Origin of the sequence: Demequina muriae (genome assembly GCF_030418295.1) — a bacterium.
GTDB classification, from domain to species: Bacteria; Actinomycetota; Actinomycetes; order Actinomycetales; family Demequinaceae; genus Demequina; species Demequina muriae.
The window spans coordinates 721818-739301 of sequence record NZ_JAUHQA010000001.1 but is presented as its reverse complement, the minus strand read 5'-3'; the positions used below and the strand labels follow the sequence as shown (position 1 = coordinate 739301).

General features: G+C 70.7%; 15 protein-coding genes and 1 riboswitch. Of the genes, 9 read left to right on the top strand and 6 right to left on the bottom strand.

Annotated elements, in window-relative coordinates; genetic code table 11:
- Genes QQX02_RS03390 through QQX02_RS03375 form a run of 4 tightly spaced genes read left to right on the top strand, consistent with a single transcriptional unit; the run spans nucleotide 1 to nucleotide 3857 of the window.
- Entirely contained in the window at nucleotides 1-402 is a 402-nt protein-coding gene (locus QQX02_RS03390; protein WP_301141222.1) for a cytidine deaminase, read from the top strand.
- Nucleotides 399-1724, top strand: a complete 1326-nt coding sequence (locus QQX02_RS03385) for a thymidine phosphorylase (protein WP_301141220.1) — start codon at nucleotides 399-401, stop codon at nucleotides 1722-1724. Before QQX02_RS03390 ends, QQX02_RS03385 begins: the two co-directional genes overlap by 4 nt.
- Before the next feature lie 2 nt (nucleotides 1725-1726).
- Nucleotides 1727-2740, top strand: a complete 1014-nt coding sequence (locus QQX02_RS03380; protein ID WP_301141219.1) for a hypothetical protein — start codon at nucleotides 1727-1729, stop codon at nucleotides 2738-2740.
- Between the two features lie 49 nt (nucleotides 2741-2789).
- Entirely contained in the window at nucleotides 2790-3857 is a 1068-nt protein-coding gene (locus tag QQX02_RS03375) for an adenosine deaminase (RefSeq protein ID WP_301141218.1), read from the top strand.
- 71 nt (nucleotides 3858-3928) lie between these two features.
- Here QQX02_RS03375 and QQX02_RS03370 read toward each other — a convergent pair whose 3' ends face one another.
- Complete coding sequence (locus QQX02_RS03370; RefSeq protein ID WP_301141217.1) at nucleotides 3929-4243, bottom strand: DMT family transporter; 315 nt, start codon at nucleotides 4241-4243, stop codon at nucleotides 3929-3931.
- An 11-nt stretch (nucleotides 4244-4254) separates the two neighbouring features.
- Nucleotides 4255-4317, bottom strand: a riboswitch (guanidine-III (ykkC-III) riboswitch).
- An 89-nt stretch (nucleotides 4318-4406) separates the two neighbouring features.
- Between QQX02_RS03370 and deoC the strand changes: the two genes are divergently transcribed.
- The 4 genes from deoC to QQX02_RS03350 all read left to right on the top strand — a co-directional run bounded on the left by deoC (nucleotide 4407) and on the right by QQX02_RS03350 (nucleotide 8634).
- Nucleotides 4407-5105 (top strand): deoxyribose-phosphate aldolase, encoded by a 699-nt coding sequence (gene deoC / locus QQX02_RS03365; RefSeq protein WP_301141216.1) that lies wholly within the window; start codon nucleotides 4407-4409, stop codon nucleotides 5103-5105.
- A 133-nt stretch (nucleotides 5106-5238) separates the two neighbouring features.
- Nucleotides 5239-5694 (top strand): helix-turn-helix transcriptional regulator, encoded by a 456-nt coding sequence (locus QQX02_RS03360; RefSeq protein WP_301141215.1) that lies wholly within the window; start codon nucleotides 5239-5241, stop codon nucleotides 5692-5694.
- 10 nt (nucleotides 5695-5704) lie between these two features.
- On the top strand, nucleotides 5705-6112 hold the full coding sequence (locus QQX02_RS03355; RefSeq protein ID WP_301141214.1) for a VOC family protein: 408 nt from the start codon (nucleotides 5705-5707) through the stop codon (nucleotides 6110-6112).
- A 158-nt stretch (nucleotides 6113-6270) separates the two neighbouring features.
- On the top strand, nucleotides 6271-8634 hold the full coding sequence (locus QQX02_RS03350; protein WP_301141213.1) for an ATP-binding cassette domain-containing protein: 2364 nt from the start codon (nucleotides 6271-6273) through the stop codon (nucleotides 8632-8634).
- A 72-nt stretch (nucleotides 8635-8706) separates the two neighbouring features.
- Here QQX02_RS03350 and QQX02_RS03345 read toward each other — a convergent pair whose 3' ends face one another.
- Both QQX02_RS03345 and QQX02_RS03340 read right to left on the bottom strand, forming a co-directional pair.
- Nucleotides 8707-10425: a phospho-sugar mutase gene (locus QQX02_RS03345; RefSeq protein ID WP_301141212.1), complete on the bottom strand. Its 1719-nt coding sequence runs from the start codon at nucleotides 10423-10425 to the stop codon at nucleotides 8707-8709.
- Nucleotides 10422-11222, bottom strand: a complete 801-nt coding sequence (locus QQX02_RS03340) for a purine-nucleoside phosphorylase (protein ID WP_301141210.1) — start codon at nucleotides 11220-11222, stop codon at nucleotides 10422-10424. Before QQX02_RS03340 ends, QQX02_RS03345 begins: the two co-directional genes overlap by 4 nt.
- 115 nt (nucleotides 11223-11337) lie before the next feature.
- Here QQX02_RS03340 and QQX02_RS03335 point away from each other — a divergent pair, with 115 nt between their 5' ends.
- A complete protein-coding gene (locus QQX02_RS03335) occupies nucleotides 11338-12738 on the top strand; it encodes an NAD(P)H-quinone dehydrogenase (RefSeq protein WP_301141209.1) in 1401 nt (466 codons plus the stop codon).
- A gap of 9 nt (nucleotides 12739-12747) precedes the next feature.
- Here QQX02_RS03335 and QQX02_RS03330 read toward each other — a convergent pair whose 3' ends face one another.
- From QQX02_RS03330 to QQX02_RS03320, 3 genes are all read right to left on the bottom strand, one after another.
- Complete coding sequence (locus tag QQX02_RS03330) at nucleotides 12748-14814, bottom strand: endonuclease/exonuclease/phosphatase family protein (protein WP_301141208.1); 2067 nt, start codon at nucleotides 14812-14814, stop codon at nucleotides 12748-12750.
- Nucleotides 14815-14844: 30 nt separating this feature from the next.
- The gene (locus QQX02_RS03325; protein WP_301141207.1) at nucleotides 14845-16632 is read right to left on the bottom strand and encodes an acetyl/propionyl/methylcrotonyl-CoA carboxylase subunit alpha; all 1788 of its coding nucleotides are present in this window, start codon (nucleotides 16630-16632) and stop codon (nucleotides 14845-14847) included.
- A gap of 165 nt (nucleotides 16633-16797) precedes the next feature.
- Entirely contained in the window at nucleotides 16798-17472 is a 675-nt protein-coding gene (locus tag QQX02_RS03320; protein ID WP_301141206.1) for a Maf family protein, read from the bottom strand.
- Nucleotides 17473-17484 lie beyond the last annotated feature (12 nt).

Sequence of the window (17484 nt, the reverse complement as noted above, 5' to 3'; positions counted from 1 at the left end):
ATGCCCGACATCGACTGGGAGTCTCTGCGGGCGGCGGCACGCGAGGTCTCCGCGCGTGCCTACGTGCCGTACTCGCACTTTCCCGTGGGCGCAGCTGCGCTCACGGACTCCGGCGAGGTGGTCGTCGGCGCCAACGTGGAGAACGCCAGCTACGGCCTGACGCTGTGCGCCGAGTGCGCGCTCGTCTCCAAGCTCCACACGGACTACGCCGGCGGCCGGCTCGTGGCGTTCACCTGTGTGGACGCCCACGGCAGCCTGCTCGCCCCCTGCGGCCGGTGCCGCCAGCTGCTGTTCGAGCACGGGGGCCGCGCGCTGCTGGTCGACACCGCCGAGGGCATCATGACCATGAACGAATTTCTGCCCGGCGCGTTCGGGCCCGACGACCTGGGAAGGGTGTCATGACTGAACGACACGATGCCGTCGACGTGATCCGCGTCAAGCGCGACGGAGGCACCCTGACCGACGACCAGATCGACTGGGTCGTCGACGCCTACACCCGGGGCGTGGTCGCCGACGAGCAGATGAGCTCGCTGGCCATGGCGATCCTGCAGCGTGGCATGAGCCGCGAGGAGATCGCGCGCTGGACGGCCGCCATGATCGCCACCGGCGAGCGGCTCGACTTCTCCGACCTGGGCAAGCCCACCGCGGACAAGCACTCGACCGGCGGCGTGGGCGACAAGATCACCCTCCCGCTGGCCCCGCTGGTGGCCGCGTATGGCGTCGCGGTGCCGCAGCTCTCGGGCCGCGGGCTCGGTCACACCGGAGGCACCCTCGACAAGCTCGAGTCGATTCCCGGGTGGCAGGCCTCGCTCTCCAACGAGCAGATGCACCGTCAGCTGCGCGACGTCGGCGCCGTGATCTGCGCCGCAGGCTCCGGACTCGCGCCGGCCGACAAGAAGCTGTACGCACTGCGCGACGTGACCGGCACCGTCGAGGCGATTCCGCTGATCGCCACCTCGATCATGTCCAAGAAGATCGCCGAAGGCACGGGCACCCTGGTGCTCGACGTCAAGGTCGGCTCGGGCGCCTTCATGAAGGACATCGAGCAGGCACGCGAGCTCGCACGCACCATGGTCGAGCTGGGGACCGATGCGGGGGTCTTCACCTCCGCGCTGATCACCGACATGTCGACGCCGCTGGGCCTCACGATCGGCAATGGCCTCGAAGTGACCGAATCGGTCGAGGTGCTTGCCGGCGGCGGGCCTGCCGACGTCGTCGAGCTCACGATCGCGCTGGCGCGCGAGATGCTCGCGGGCGCCGGCGTCACCGGAGTCGATCCTGCCGAGGCGCTGAAGGACGGTCGCGCGATGGACGCGTGGCGCCAGATGATCTCCGCGCAGGGAGGCGACCCGGACGCGGTCATGCCGACCGCGCCGCACATCGAGGAGGTGCGTGCCGAGGCCGATGGCGTCATCACCCGCCTCGACGCGCTCGGTGTGGGCGTCGCCGCGTGGCGCCTGGGCGCCGGGCGCGCCCGCAAGGAGGACCCGGTGCAGGCATCGGCCGGCGTCACCTTGCACCGCACCCTGGGAGACACGGTCTCCAAGGGCGACGTCATCATGACGCTGCACACCGAGACCGAGGGACGCATGCCGCGAGGCATGGCGGCGCTCACCGAGGCCTGCGACGGCGCGGGAGCCGTCGAGATCTCGGACGGCACCGAGTACTCAGACGGCGGGTTCGACAGGACCATCGTGCTCGACCGCATCGGCACGGCCACCTGAGCGTGGGCTGGACAGCCACGTCGGTGGCCGCGTCCCTCGCGGCCACTGTCGGCCTGCGCGGACGCTGGGCGACGCCGTACTCGGCGGCGCACGCCGCCGGGCGTGCCCAGCGCGGTGGTCCGGACACGGACACCGTGTTCGCGCGCGCGTATGCGCGACGGCGAGCCAGCGCATCGGCCGCCGATGCGAAGGCCCTGGACACGGCCCGCGTGACGCTGGGGGACGACTCGACGATCATCGAGCGCGCCGTGGCGGCAGGCGCTCCCATCACCGCGGTGGCCGGATTCGCCGCCGCGTGGGACACGTTCCCCCGCACCGCGCAGGAGGCCATTCGACGGCCGCAGGGTGCCGGTCTCGGTCACGTCCGGTTCGGCGCAGTGCGCGCGACCCAGGTGGACGAGACCACGTGCGGCGCCGCCGTGATGGCGATGATGCTGATGATGGGCGATCCGCTCGTGGCCGCGTGGCTCATGACGGGTCGACACTTCGGGGACTATCTCCCGCGCGAGGTTCTCGCCGTCACGCTCGACGGGCCCGGCGCGCGCACCATTGACGAGCGCTGGCACGCCCTGCAGCGAGTCCTGCATCACCAGACCACCCGCACAGGGCTGTGGGTCGCGCCGTGGCCGCGCGCCCTGGGCACGCCGCCGTGGCGGCTCGACGATGAGACGCGCTTCGCGGGCGTGAGATTTCGCGGTGCCGTGCTGGATGATTCCGACGCCGGCGCCGTGACGGCCGCCGTCGCGCACGCATCGGCCGCCTTGCGAGACGGGATCCCGGTGCCGCTGTACACGTCCGGCGACTCGGATGCGGGCCTGGCGTCAGTGGTGCCGCGGCATGTCGTGCTGCTCACCGGGCGCACCGATCACGGTTTCCAGGTCTATGAGCCCGGCTCCGGACGCATCGTGCCGCTCGCGGAGGCACGGCTGTTCGGCCCCGGGCCCAAGGAGCCCGCGTACGGGCAATGGACGCGCGCGAGCTGGCTGGTGCTGCCTCAGGTGCGCCGGGGGCATTGACTGCGACTGCGGTCGGCGAGGTCACCGGTGCCCGGCTAGCCTGGGGGACATGAGCCTCACCCACGACGACATCGTCTCCCTGCCCAAGGTCCTTCTCCACGATCACCTCGACGGAGGACTGCGACCCTCGACGCTGATCGAGCTGGCCGCCGAGATCGGCCATGAGCTGCCCTCGACCGACCCCGACGAGCTCGCCCGGATCTTCGTCAACAACGCGAACTCGGGCGACCTGGTGCGCTACCTCGAGGCCTTCGCGCACACCACCGCCGTCATGCAGACGGAAGACAACCTGCGCCGCGTCGCTCGCGAGGCCGTGGTGGACCTCGCTGAGGACGGCGTGATCTACGCCGAGCTTCGCTACGCCCCCGAGCAGCACGTCGCGGGTGGGCTGGGCCTTCAGCAGGTCGTGGAGGCCGTTCAGGCAGGGATTCAGGAGGGCATCGGCGAGGCGGCCGAGGCCGGCCGTGTGATCCGCGCCGGGGCGCTGCTGGACGCGATGCGTCACCTGGACAGGTCCGAGGAGATCGCCGCACTGGCGATCGTCAACCGCGACCGGTGCTGCGTGGGATTCGACATCGCGGGTCCCGAGCTGGGCTTCCCGGCCTCGAACCACGCCGCCGCCTTCACCGCTGCGCGAGCAGCCCACCTGCCCGTCACCATTCACGCGGGCGAGGCCGACGGGGCCGACTCGGTGGGCGAGGCCCTGTTCCAGGGTGCGCGCCGCATCGGGCACGGTGCCCGCATCCACGAGGACATCGAGGGCTTCGGCACCGAAGAGCCGGTCCTGGGCCTCATCGCGCGGCACGCACTCGATCAGCAGATTCCGCTCGAGCTGTGCCCCACGTCGAACCTTCACACGGCGGCGGCGACGTCGATCGAGGACCACCCGATCCACGACCTTCGCGACCTCGGCTTCGCCGTCACGGTCAACACGGACAACAGGCTCGTCTCCGGCGTGTCCATGTCCGGCGAGTTCGGTGCGCTGGTGGAGGCCGGCTGGACCAAGGAGGACCTGCTCGAGGCGACGCTGTCCGCCGCATGGGGCGCGTTCCTGCCGTACGAGGCGCGCGGCGACCTCGCCGAGCTGATCCTCGAGGGCTACGGCGTCGACCTCTGACCCTGTCCGGCTCTGGTTGACCCCTCTGGCACCTGGACAGCCGCTGTCCGGCGCTCACTGCCGTCTAGGCGTCAGTGAGCGAGCTTGAGGCCCACGACGCAAGCAACGATCCCGAGGATCAGCAGCACCTTGACCACCGAGAAGGTCTCCGCGCCGGTGGCCATCGCGTAGATGACGGTCAGCGCTGCGCCGATGCCGACCCAGATCGCGTATGCGGTGCCGACCGGCAGGCTGCGCAGCGCATACGCGAGCCCTCCCATGCTGAGGATCAGCGCGACCCCAAAGATCACGGACGGCCACAGGCGCGTGAACCCTTCGCTGCGGCTGAGCGCGGTGGCCCACACGGCCTCGAGCATTCCGGAGATGATGAGGACGAACCATGCCATGAGGTGCTCCCAGTGAGACGTCTTGTCGCGCTCCGGGTACGTCACCTCGTCCGGGAGCCGGGATCCGGCTCTGACTCACGAGGATCGCACGCGCCTGCGCGGGTGGCAACTCGCACGCCCGCGTAGGCTGGAGGCAGCCCAGACCACCCCTTGGAGGAACCCCATGGCCCTTTCCCGCGACGAACTCGCCCGCTACGTCGACCACACCCTGCTGAAGCCGGAGGCCACGCCGGCCGACGTCAAGGCGCTCATCGCCGAGGGTGCCGATCTGGGCGTCTTCTCCGTGTGCGTGTCCCCGTCGATGCTCCCGGTCGACGTGCCCGAGGGTCTCGCCGTCGCAGTCGTGTGCGGCTTCCCGTCGGGCAAGCACCACTCGTCCGTCAAGGCCGCCGAGGCCGCGCTGAGCATCGCTCAGGGCGCCGACGAGGTCGACATGGTGATCGACATCGCCGCCGCGAACGAGGGCCGGTTCGACGACGTGGAGGCCGACGTGGCTGCCGTGCGCGGCGCGGTCCCCGAGGGCAAGATTCTCAAGGTCATCATCGAATCCGCCGCGCTGTCGGACGAGGCGATCGTGGGAGCGTGCCGCGCCTCGGAGGCCGCGGGCGCCGACTTCGTCAAGACCTCGACCGGCTTCCACCCCGCCGGTGGCGCCTCGGTCGAGGCGGTGCGGCTGATGGCTGAGACCGTGGGCGGACGCCTGGGGGTCAAGGCCTCTGGCGGCGTCCGGACGGCCGAGGCGGCGCTCGCGATGATCGACGCCGGCGCCACCCGCTTGGGCCTGTCGGGCACGCGTGCGGTGCTGGACGGCCTCGACGGCGACTCGGTGCCGGCCACGGCGCCGGAGCCCGCCGGCTACTGACCCCAGGTCCTCCGCCCCGCACCCTTCTCCCGCCTAAGCGTCCCAGTGGGCCTTGAGCGTCGGTTCTGGCGCGCCAGCGAATCCCGGCGGACGCTCAGTGTCGGCGACGCGACCCAGGTGAGACGATGACCGGGTGACGACCGCATCGGCCCTCCCGCGCGACCCCGCCGCCCGGCTCGACGAGCTCGCGCGCCTGCGCCGTGTGCGCGACCGCATCGACCGTGAGCATGCGCAGCCGCTCGACGTCGAGGCGCTCGCACGCGGCGCCCACGTGTCCGCGGGCACGCTCAGCCGGCGCTTCAAGGCCGCCTTCGGCGAGAGCCCGTACTCGTATCTCATGACCAGGCGAGTCGAGCGGGCCATGGCGCTGCTGCGGCGCGGCGACGTCACGGTGACCGACGCGTGCTTCGCCGTGGGGTTCTCGTCGCTCGGGACGTTCTCGACCCGGTTCTCGGAGCTCGTGGGGATCTCACCGAGCGACTACCGGGCGCGCGCCGCGGACTCGCCCGTCGACCTCCCGACGTGCGTCATCAAGCACGCCGCCCGACCGGTCAGGAATCGAGAAGCGGCGACCGCGCTCCCGGCGTAGTTTGAGCGGCATGGACCTCTCGATACAGCACGCATTCATTCCCCACACCGACCCCGAGGCCTCGCTGGCGTTCTATCGCGATGCGCTGGGATTCGAGGTCACCAACGACGTCGGTTCCGGCACCATGCGCTGGATCACCGTGGGGCCGCCCGCGGGTGGCACCACGATCGTCCTCACGCCCCCTGCAGTCGATCCGGGCATCACCGACCATGAGCGCCAGACCATCGCCGAGCTGATGGCCAAGGGCGCCTACGCCGCGATCGTCCTCGCGACGCCCGACGTCGACGCCGTGTTCGCGGCCGTCGAGGCCACCGGCGCCGACGTGGTGCAGGAGCCTGCCGATCAGCCGTACGGCGTGCGCGACTGCGCGTTCCGGGACCCGGCCGGCGCGATGGTCCGTATCCAGCAGCGGAACTGAGCACTCCCTCCGTGCCTGGCACGCGCATCGGCCGCCCGTAGGCGACAGTGAGTGCCGGACAGCGTGCCGCGAGCGCGCGTAGGCGTCCACCAGTGCCGGACGGGGATCGGGTGGCACAATCGATTCGCGGCGCCAGCCGCGCCCTGGGGAGGAGCTCCATGACCGAGCATGCTGCGGACAGCCACGACTACATCACAGTCCAGGGTGCTCGCGAGAACAATCTGAAAGACGTGAGCGTGACCCTCCCCAAACGGCGGCTGACGGTGTTCACCGGGGTCTCGGGATCGGGCAAGAGCTCGCTGGTGTTCGGCACCATTGCGGCCGAGAGCCAGCGTATGATCAATGAGACCTACCCCGCGTTCGTGCAGGGCTTCATGCCCAGCATGGACCGGCCCGACGTGGATGTGCTCGAGGGCCTGACCACCGCGATCATCGTCGACCAGGAGCGCATGGGGGCGAACGCGCGCTCCACGGTGGGCACCGCCACGGACACGAACGCGTTGCTGCGGATCCTGTTCAGCCGGCTCGGCCAGCCTCACGCCGGTTCCCCCAACGCGTATTCGTTCAACGTCCCCTCGGTGAAGGCCGCCGGCGCCATCACCATCGAACGCGGCGGCAAGAAGACAGAGAAGGTCGCCTTCACGCAGACCGGCGGCATGTGTCCGCGATGCGACGGCATGGGTCACGTCAGCGACATCGACCTCACGCAACTCTTCGACGAGGACAAGTCGCTGAACGATGGTGCCATCACCGTGCCCGGGTACACCGCCGACGGTTGGTACGTCCGCATCTTCACCGCGGTAGTGCCCGCCGACAAGCCCATCAAGGACTTCACCACGAAGCAGCGGGAGGACTTCCTGTACGCCGAGCCGCGCAAGATCAAGTTCGACAACATGAACATGACGTACGAGGGCCTGGTCCCGAAGATCCAGAAGTCGATGCTGTCCAAGGACAAGGAGTCGATGCAGGCACACATCCGGGCCTTCGTCGAGCGCGCGGTGACCTTCCAGACGTGCCCGGAGTGCGAGGGAACGCGGCTGTCCGAGGGAGCGCGGGCGTCCAAGGTCGCAGGCATCTCGATCGCCGATGCGTGCGCGATGCAGATCTCGGAGCTCGCTCAGTGGGTGGCCCGGCTCGACGAGCCGTCGGTTGCGCCGCTGCTCGCCGCGCTCGGCGACACGCTCGACTCCTTCGTGGAGATAGGCCTGGGCTACCTGTCGCTCGACCGGCCCACGGGCACGCTGTCCGGCGGGGAGTCGCAGCGCACCAAGATGATCCGGCACCTGGGGTCCTCCCTCACCGACGTGACGTACGTCTTCGACGAGCCGACCATCGGCCTGCACCCGCACGACATCCAGCGCATGAACGGGCTGCTGCTCCGGCTGCGGGACAAGGGCAACACGGTGCTCGTCGTGGAGCACAAGCCTGAGGCGATCACCATCGCGGACCACGTGGTGGACCTCGGGCCCCGGGCCGGGTCCGCGGGCGGCGAGATCGTGTTCGAGGGTGCGGTGGAGGCGCTCCGTGCCGCCGACACCCTCACCGGACGCCACCTGGGGGACCGCGCGGCGCTCAAGACGACGGTGCGCGAAGCGAGGGGGGCGATCGAGGTGCGCGGGGCCGATGCGCACAACTTGCAGTCGGTCGACGTGGACATTCCCACTGGCGTGCTGACCGTCGTGACCGGCGTCGCCGGGTCGGGCAAGAGTTCCCTGATTCACGGGTCAGTAGTCGGTACACCGGGCGCCGGGCGCGACGGCGTGATCGCGATCGACCAGACCGCGATCCGGGGCTCGCGACGCTCGAGCCCTGCGACCTACACCGGGCTGCTGGAACCCATCCGCAAGGCGTTCGCGAAGGCCAACGGGGTCAAGCCGGCCCTGTTCAGCGCCAACTCGGAAGGTGCGTGCCCCACCTGCAAGGGGTGGGGCGTCATCGAGACCGACCTGGGGCCGATGTCGACGGTCACGACCACGTGCGAGGAGTGCGGCGGCAAGCAGTTCCACGCCGCGGTGCTCGAGCTCACCCTCGGGGGTCAGAACATCCACGAGGTGCTGTCGATGTCCGTCGACGAGGCGGAGGCCTTCTTTGCCGAGGGTGAGGCCCGCACGCCCGCTGCGCACAAGGTGCTCGCTCGACTCGCGGAGGTCGGGCTCGGGTACCTGACGCTCGGGCAGCCGCTGACGTCCCTGTCCGGCGGCGAGCGGCAGCGTCTCAAGCTCGCGGTGTCCATGGCCGACGACGGCGGCGTCTACATTCTCGACGAGCCCACGTCAGGCCTGCACCTGGCGGACGTCGAGCAGCTGTTGGGGCTCCTGGACCGCCTGGTGGACTCCGGGAAGACCGTCATCGTCATCGAGCATCACCAGGCGGTCATGGCGCACGCCGACTGGATCATCGACCTGGGACCGGGGGCGGGCCACGACGGCGGACTGGTGGTGTTCGAAGGCACCCCGGCGCAGCTCGTCGCCGATGCGTCCACGCTCACCGGACAGCACCTCAAGGAGTACGTGGGCGGCTGATCCGACAGTGAGTGCCGGACAGGAGGCCTCTACGTGTCGTAGGCGACAGTGAGTGCCGGACAGGGGGTGGGGTCAGACGCCGAGGGCCTCTCGAACGTCCGCCTCGAGGCTCTGCATCGCCCGTTCGGCCGATGCGCGGGCCGAGTCCACGTCTCCGTCCACCGGGGCGACGACCTCCAGGTATGCCTTGACCTTGGGCTCCGTGCCCGACGGGCGAATGATGACTCGCGCCCCGGACTCCGTGGACAGGTGCAGCCCGTTGGTGGGGAGCAGGCCCCGGAAGCCATCGTTCATGTCGTCCGTCGAGGTCACGGGGGACCCCCCGAGTGACGCCGGCGGGTCCGCGAGCAGACGGGTCATCAGCGCAGGGATCTCGGCGACGTCGGCGAACCGCGCCGAGACCTGACGAGTCAGGTAGACGCCGTGCGCACGGGCGAGGTCGTCGATGGCGTCGGCCAGCGTGCGGCCCTCGGACTTGAGCTCGGCGACCAGGTCCGCGACCATGACCGCCGCAGTGAGGCCGTCCTTGTCGCACACCAGATCCGGCGCCACGCAGTAGCCCAGGGCCTCTTCGTAGCCATAGACCAGCCCTGGCTCGCGGGCGATCCACTTGAACCCCGTGAGGGTGTTCGCGTGCGCGAGGCCGTGCCGCTCGGCGATCCGGGCGAGCTGCTGAGAGGACACGATCGAGTTGGCGAGCACCGCCGTCGTCGAGCCGCCGTCACGCTCCACGCGCTGCGCCACCCGCTCTCCCAGGAGCGAGCCGACCACGTCGCCATGAAGCATTCGCCACTGACCGTCGATGACGGTGGCGACGGCCGCGCGGTCAGCGTCGGGGTCGTTCGCGATGACCACGTCGGCGTTCAGCTTCTCCGCGAGCGCGAGCGACAGATCGATCGCTCCGGGCTCCTCGGGGTTGGGGAAGTCGACGGTGGGGAAGTCGGGGTCGGGCTCCGCCTGCTCGGCCACCGTGTGGAGGTCCGTGAAGCCCGCGGCGCGCAGCGTGGCCTCGACGGTGTCCCCGCCGACTCCGTGGAGCGGCGTGAGAACGATGCGGATGGCGGCGCGTGCTGAGGCATCCGCATCGTCGGGAGCGCCAGCGACGGCGGCAGCCGCCGCCACGTAGTCAGCGACGACGTCGTCGCCCAGGGTCGTCCATCCGGCCTCGGCCCGCGGCACCGATGCGACGGACTCGACGGCAGCGATGCGGGTGGCGATCTCCGCATCGAAGGGCGGCACGATCTGCGCGCCCTGGCCGTCGCCCGTGACGGCGCGGCCGCCCAGGTAGACCTTGTAGCCATTGTCCTGCGGCGGGTTGTGGGATGCCGTCACCATGACCCCGGCATCGGCGTCGAGGGCGCGCGTGGCGTACGCGAGCACGGGCGTGGGCAGGGTCCGGGGCAGCAGCATCGCCTCGTGACCGGCTCCGGTCATGACCGCGGCGGTGTCGACGGCGAACTGGCGCGACCCGTGGCGGGCGTCGTAGCCGATCACCACGCGGGCCGGGCCCTCGATGCCGATCTCCACCAGCGCATCGGTCAGGTACCGGGCGAGGCCGGCGGCGGCGCGGATCACGACGGCGCGGTTCATGCGGTTCGGTCCGGCCCCGATGCGGCCGCGAAGGCCAGCGGTGCCGAACTCCAGGGGGCCGCGGAAGCGGTCAGCGAGGTCGGCGCTCGCCTCAGCGTCGCCCGCCCGATGCGCGGCCACGACGGCTTCCAGCTCGGCGCGTGCGGTGGCGTCGGGATCGTCGGCGATCCAGGCCTCGGCGAGGTCGACCAGGTCGGTCATCGCATGCCCTCCACGATGTCGGCCAGCAGGCGCGAGATGCGCGGTCCCGACGAGGACCCCACGTCCAGCACCTCCTGATGATTCAGGTTCTCGCCGCCGATGCCCGCGGCGAGGTTGGTGACGAGCGAGAGTCCGAGGATCTCGAGACCGGCCTCGCGTGCGGCGATGGCCTCGAGCGCTGTCGACATCCCCACCAGGTCGGCGCCCAGCGTGGTCGCCATGCGCACCTCCGCCGGGGTCTCGTACTGCGGGCCCGAGAACTGAATGTAGACGCCGCTGGGCAGCTCGGGGTCGATCGCCAGTGCGAGGTCGCGCAGTCGCGGCGAGTACGTCTGTGTCATATCGACGAAGGTGGCGCCCTCGAGGGGCGTGGCGCCGGTCGCGTTGATGTGGTCCGCCATGAGCACCACGGAGCCCGGTCCGACCTCGGGCCGGGTCGAGCCGCAGCCGTTGGTGATGACAAGCTGCGTGCAGCCGGCGGCCGCGGCCATGCGGACCGCGTGCGCCACCTTGCCCGCGTCGCGCACCTGGTAGTAGTGCTGACGGGCGCCGAGCACCAGCACGTGACGGCCGTCCTCCGTGCGCAGGGCGCGCATCTCCGCGGAGTGGCCCGCGACGGCGTGGGCGTCGAATCCGGGGAGATCCGCAGCGGGAACGGAGGCGACCTCTTCCCCGATCAGGTCGGCGGCGCCGCCCCATCCGGAACCCAGGATCAGGGCGATGTCGAAGTGGTCGACGCCGGTCGCGGCGCGCAGGGACTCGGCGGCCTCGGAGGCTCGCGTGGATGCATCAGTCATGACTCGAGACTATCGCCGGATCGGGGCCATGACCTGCCGGTGAGTGGCCGCTGTCGGGGGCGCGAGAACGATCGCGCAGTTTGGGCCCTTCGGCGGTGTGGGTGAGAATGGGCGGATGGCGACTCGCATGGTGATCATCGGCGGCGGACCGGGCGGATACGAGGCGGCTCTCGTCGCCGTCAAGGAGGGGGCCGAGGTGGTGCTCATCGAGCGCCAGGGCCTCGGCGGCAATGCCGTCCTGACGGACGTGATGCCCTCCAAGACCGTGATCGCGACGGCGGAGTGGCGCACCATCGCTGACCGTGCACCGCAGCTGGGCATCCGCGACGCCGACGGCTCGGGCACACACGAGTTCGCCGAGCATGTCGTGGACCTGGCCGCCGTGAACGAGCGCGTCCGCAAGCTCGTGCTCAAGCAGTCGCACGACATCGCGACGCGCCTCGCCACCAACGACATCCAGGTGATCGACGGCGAGGCGCGCCTGCTGAGCCCCACGCAGGTCGAGGTCGACGGGGAGGTCATCGAGGCTGATGCGGTGCTGATCGCCACGGGCGCGCGGCCGCGCACGCTGCCCACGGCACAGCCCGACGGGAAGCGCATCCTGACCTGGACCCAGCTGTACGACATCGACGCGCTCCCGGAGCACCTCATCGTGGTCGGCTCCGGCGTGACGGGGGCGGAGTTCGCTGGCGCCTACCGCCTGCTCGGCTCGGAGGTGACGCTGATCTCCTCTGGCGACCGGGTCCTGGCGACCCAGGACCCCGAGGCGGCCGACCTGATCCAGGAGATCTTCGCGGCGCGTGGCATGACGGTGATGGGCAATTCGCGTGCTGAGTCAGTGGAGAACACCGGAGACGGCGTGCGCGTCACTCTCACGGACGGCCGTGTGGTCGAGGGATCGCATTGCCTGATGGCCGTCGGCTCCGTCCCGAACACTCACGGCATGGGGCTCGAGGAGGCTGGCGTCGAACTCGACGAGCGCGGGTACGTCCGGGTCGACCGCGTGTCACGCACCACCGCTCGCGGCGTGTACGCCGCGGGAGACTGCACGGGCGTCCTTCCGCTCGCCTCGGTCGCCGCAACCCAGGGACGCATCGCGATGGCGCACGCCCTCGGCGATGCCGTGCAGCCGCTCGACCTCAGCACCGTCGCCGCGAACGTGTTCACCGCCCCCGAGATCGCGTCGGTCGGAGCCACCGAGGCCGAGCTCATCGAGCGGGGCATCTTCTACGAGGTCTCGCGGCTCGATCTGGCCCGCAACCCGCGCGCCAAGATGCTCGGCATCGACACCGGCTTCGTGAAGATCTTCGGGCACACGGTGACCGGTCAGATCCTCGGTGCTGTGATCGTGGGCTCGCGAGCAGGCGAGCACATCTTCCCGCTGTCGATCGCCGTCGCGCACCACCTCACCGTGGACGACGTCGCCTCCGCCTTCACTGTCTACCCGTCGCTGTCGGGCACCATCTCCGAGGCGGCCCGCCGGCTGCACCACATGGAGGAGCCGGGGCAGCACTGAGTGGCGTCGCTACTCGCTCGCTGACGGGGAAGGGGTGGGCGAGGCCGATGCGCTCGGCGACACCGAGGTGGATGGGGTCGGTGCCGGCTGGAGCTCGTTCAGATCGGCCTCCGGGTCGGTGGGAGCCAGGGCTCCCGTGGCGGCCCTCGCCGTCAGTGGCCAGTGGTCCGACCACGGCAGCGCCCGCAGCTCGAACTCCGTGAACTCGACGCCGCGGCCGAACAGATAGTCGATCAGCGTCGCCTGCTCGCCGGTCATGTCGGGGCCGACGTACGTGGGGCCGGTGACGCCGAGCTGCGTTTGGGCGCTCACGAACCCGGCGTCCACCATCGCCTGGTGGGCGGCGTCTCCCGGCTCCGCGTTGAAGTCGCCGCCGACGACGGTGGGCTGGGTGCCGGCGACCCAGTCGAGGAGCGCCTGCGACTGCGCGAGCCGAGTCTCGTCCGCCTCGTCCGTGGACTGCAGGTGCGTGGACACGAAGGTCGCTCCCATGAAGTCGACGGCGAGCGCACTGCGCTCCTGAGGTCCCTCGCCGAAGGGCAGCTCCAGGGTGCGGGGCTCAGCGTGCGGGCGAGACGTGAAGATCGCGTTGCCGAACTGGCGGTCGTGCGCGGGAGCGTACGAGTACGGAAGATCCAGCTCTCCCGCGAGGTACTCGAGCATGTCGGTGCCTCCGCCGAGCAGCCATCCGCGCTGCACCTCTTGGAGCATCGCGACGTCGGTGCCGCTCAGCGCGGCGGCCAACTCATCGAGATCCACGCGCGGCCCGGCACCGGCCTCGTGGGTGACTCCGAAGTGGAGGTTCCAGGACGTGACGTACGGGGCCTGGATGAAGTCGGCCGAGTAGACACGGGGCGCCTCGTACGTCGCCTGAGTCCACGCGCCGACCGCGACCGCGGCTGCGACCCCGAGCGCTGCGCCGACCGGCACTCCGGGGGCGATCCACGATCGCGGGGTGCTCGCATCGGCCACCGTCGTGCCGTCGGTCGCGGCCGTGCCGTCGGACGTGACAGTGCGGCCCCCGGAGTCGGGTCGGTGCGCCACCCACGCGCGCCACGTTCCGTAGAGGAGCACGGCGACGCCGACGGTGACCGCGATGCTGAGGGGTGGGATGCCGAGAGGGCGCTCGTAGTCGAGCTGGATGACCAGCACGGGCGCGATGAGGGCGAGCCCGAAGACGATCGCGGCCGTCAGGCGACGCGCGGCGCTGCTGGGGGCGGGGCGCAGAGCATGGGCCGCCGCGAGCGTGGTGGCGGCGGTGGCGACGGGGAGTGCCAATGCCGCATCCATCCCAGGCCGCAGCATCACGACGGCGAGCGCCACGGCGCCGGCGACGGCGATCACCGTGCTCACCACACGTGAGATTCGGTGGGCCTGGGCCGCGAGCCCGGCGGCCAGGCACAGGGAGACCACGGTGACCGCGACGCCCGCGGACATGCGCAGCTCCGTCTGGGCATTCACCCACGCGATGTTGGCGAACGCGAATCCGAGCAGCGACCAGTGCAGTCCGAGGGCCCACCAGCCTCGCGACGTGGGCGCAGGCTCGAGAGTGCGGCACAGCGCTCCGACGAGGATGGCGAGCGCCGCCACGGTTCCGAGTGCGATCCATCCCAGCAGGTCCTCGCGCCAGACCGCGTCCCACGTGCGCAGGACTGTGTGCTCGAGCACTGCGGCGGCGGCGCCGAGGGAGGTTCCCGCGAGAGCGGTGCCGGAGCCGCCGTTGCCGATCGCGACGCGAGTGGTCATCACGACGCCTGCGATCGCGAACGCGACCAGGTAGAGGCCGGCGGCGATCAGCCAGCCCCCTGTGATGAACGGGAGACCGAGTCTCAGCACGGCCAGCACGCCGACGAGGTAGAGGACCACGACGCCGTGGCCGAAGTGCCGACCCACCATCGCGGCGAGCCACGCCAATACGCCTCCGCCCGCGAAGGTGCCGAGCGCTGCCGCGACGACCAGCGTCAGCGAGTCGTCGTAGAGCGCCGAGAGCAGAGGGCCGGCGGTGCGGACCGAGTCAAGCAGGAGCCATGACGCGACCGCCACGAGGAAGAGCGCACGACGCTGAGCGGAGACCATAGAGGACACGCTACCTGGCAGGGCGGGTGCTCACTGTGCGTCGGCGATATCGCAGATGAGGGTGCCAGAGCTGACGGAGGCGCCGACGGCGTGCTGAAGTCCCGTCACGACGCCGTCCTTGTGGGCGAGGAGGGGCTGCTCCATCTTCATCGCTTCGAGCACCACGATGAGGTCGCCTTCCGCCACGGTGTCGCCGTCCGCGACGGCGATCTTCACGATGGTGCCCTGCATGGGTGACGTGAGAGTGGAGCCCGACGCGGGGCGCGCGGAGCCGTTGCCTGATCGGCGGGCGCCACGGCGTGCAGGGGCGCCCCGGCGTGCTCCTGCGCGGCCGGCCTGGGCGAGCGATGCGGGCAGCACGACCTCGAGCCGCTTGCCTCCCACCTCGACGATCACGCGCTCCGTGGCCTCGGACTCGGGTGCATGATCCGCGCCGGCGCCGGCAGCGCCCAGCTCGGCGACCGCGTCGGCGAACTCGGATTCGATCCACGTGGTGTAGACGCCGAACGCGCCCGACGCGGCGGTGAACTCCGGCGCGTCCAGGACGGCACGGTGGAAAGGGAGCACGGTGGGAATGCCCTCGACGGCCATCTCGGCCAGGGCGCGACGCGCCCGCGCGATCGCCTGCTCGCGCGTGGAGCCGGTGACGATGACCTTCGCGATCATCGAGTCGAAGTTGCCCGACACGGTGTCGCCCTCGCGCACGCCGGCGTCGATGCGCACGCCTGGCCCGCTGGGGAACCGCAACGTGTGGAGCCGTCCGGGGGAGGGCATGAAGTTCATGGCCGGGTTCTCGCCATTGATGCGGAACTCGATCGAGTGGCCGCGCACGGTGGGCGCGAGGTCCGAGATCGCCTCGCCTGCCGCGATGCGGAACTGCTCGCGCACGAGGTCCACGCCGGTGACCTCTTCCGTCACCGGGTGCTCGACCTGCAGCCGGGTGTTGACCTCGAGGAACGAGATGGTGCCGTCCACGCCGACGAGGAACTCGCACGTGCCAGCGCCCTCGTAGCCCGCCTCGCGCAGGATCGCCTCGCTCGAGCGGACGAGGGTGGCGTTCTGCTCGTCGGTCAGAAACGGCGCCGGGGCCTCTTCGACCAGCTTCTGGTGGCGGCGCTGCAGCGAGCAGTCGCGCGTCGAGACCACGACCACGTTGCCGTGACGGTCCGCGAGGCACTGCGTCTCGACGTGACGGGGGCGGTCGAGGAATCGCTCGACGAAGCACTCGCCGCGTCCGAACGCCGCGACGGCCTCGCGCGTGGCCGAGTCGAACATCTCGGGGATCTCCTCGCGGGTGCGGGCCACCTTGAGCCCGCGCCCGCCGCCCCCGAACGCCGCCTTGATGGCGACGGGGAGGCCGAACTCATCCGCGAACGCGATGACCTCGTCCGCGTTGGCGACCGGGTCCTTGGTGCCCGGGACCAGCGGGGCGCCGGCCCGTTGGGCGATGTGACGCGCGGACACCTTGTCTCCCAGAGCGTCGATCGCATCGGGAGAGGGACCGATCCACGTGAGTCCCGCCTCGATGACCGCACGGGCGAAGCCGGCGTTCTCCGCGAGGAAGCCGTACCCGGGGTGGATCGCCTGCGCGCCTGAGCGGAGCGCGACGTCGATGAGGCGCGCGATGTCGAGGTAGGTCTCGGCGGCGGTGGAGCCACCGAGTGAGTAGGCCTCGTCGGCGAGGTGCACGTGGGGGGCGTCGCGATCGGGCTCGGCGTACACCGCGATGGAGGTCAGCCCCGCGTCCGCGCACGCGCGGATCACTCGGACGGCGATCTCGCCGCGATTGGCGATCAGGACAGAGGAGAAGGCAGACACGTCCCTCACCGTAGCGCCTGCCTGCCGGGGGTCCGGGGTCGCCGGGGCGGCGTACCGAGAACTTTGGTGTGCGGACTAAGGTCCTGGGGGCGTCATTGTGGACTATCCACAATGAACTTGGTGATTCCTTGGGTTACGGCCGCGTAGGTTGTGCCGTGTCCACAATCATCCCGAGTGTCGCAGCTCGTGAATGTCGACGCCGAGGCCTCGCAGCAGCCGGCGCAGGAGCGGCAGTGAGACACCCACCACCCCGTGGAAGTCGCCGTCGATGCGTTCGACGTAGGGGCCTCCCAGCCCGTCCACGGTGAACGCCCCGGCAACGCCCAGCGGCTCGCCGGTGGCGACGTACGCGTCGATCTCGTGATCCGACAGGTCGGCGAAGTGCACGACGGTCGACGAGGTGTCGCCTGCGAGCGTCGGCTGACCCGTCTCCTCGCGCCGCTCGAGCCGGTTATCGACCAGTGCGTGGCCGCTGTGCAGCACGCCGTTGCGCCCCCGCATCGCGCGCCACCTCTCCCGAGCCACCTCCGGCGTGCCGGGCTTGCCCAGGATCTCTCCGTCGAACTCCAGCATCGAGTCACAGCCGAGCACGATCGCGTCGGGCGCGTGGCGCGCCACCACATCGTCGGCCTTGGCGCGCGCCAGCAGGTAAGGCTGGTCGGCGAGGGCGAGAGGGAGCCCGATGCCGGCACGTGCCCGCTCCTCGAACGTCGTGCGCGCGTGTGCCAGCACGGCGTCCTCGTCGACGTTCGAGACGATGACCTGGGGCTCGATGCCCGCTGAGCGCAGCGTCGCGAGGCGAGCAGGGGACTGAGAGGCGAGGACGAAGGGGACCACCATGGAGACAGGCTA

Bases quoted from the DNA above. Each gene is read 5' to 3' on its own strand.
- QQX02_RS03390 (WP_301141222.1), top strand. From the start codon at position 1: ATGCCCGACATCGACTGGGAGTCTCTGCGGGCGGCGGCACGCGAGGTC.
- QQX02_RS03385 (WP_301141220.1), top strand. From the start codon at position 399: ATGACTGAACGACACGATGCCGTCGACGTGATCCGCGTCAAGCGCGAC.
- QQX02_RS03375 (WP_301141218.1), top strand. From the start codon at position 2,790: ATGAGCCTCACCCACGACGACATCGTCTCCCTGCCCAAGGTCCTTCTC.
- QQX02_RS03370 (WP_301141217.1), bottom strand. From the start codon at position 4,243: ATGGCATGGTTCGTCCTCATCATCTCCGGAATGCTCGAGGCCGTGTGG.
- deoC (WP_301141216.1), top strand. From the start codon at position 4,407: ATGGCCCTTTCCCGCGACGAACTCGCCCGCTACGTCGACCACACCCTG.
- QQX02_RS03355 (WP_301141214.1), top strand. From the start codon at position 5,705: ATGGACCTCTCGATACAGCACGCATTCATTCCCCACACCGACCCCGAG.
- QQX02_RS03350 (WP_301141213.1), top strand. From the start codon at position 6,271: ATGACCGAGCATGCTGCGGACAGCCACGACTACATCACAGTCCAGGGT.
- QQX02_RS03345 (WP_301141212.1), bottom strand. From the start codon at position 10,425: ATGACCGACCTGGTCGACCTCGCCGAGGCCTGGATCGCCGACGATCCC.
- QQX02_RS03340 (WP_301141210.1), bottom strand. From the start codon at position 11,222: ATGACTGATGCATCCACGCGAGCCTCCGAGGCCGCCGAGTCCCTGCGC.
- QQX02_RS03335 (WP_301141209.1), top strand. From the start codon at position 11,338: ATGGCGACTCGCATGGTGATCATCGGCGGCGGACCGGGCGGATACGAG.
- QQX02_RS03330 (WP_301141208.1), bottom strand. From the start codon at position 14,814: ATGGTCTCCGCTCAGCGTCGTGCGCTCTTCCTCGTGGCGGTCGCGTCA.
- QQX02_RS03320 (WP_301141206.1), bottom strand. From the start codon at position 17,472: ATGGTGGTCCCCTTCGTCCTCGCCTCTCAGTCCCCTGCTCGCCTCGCG.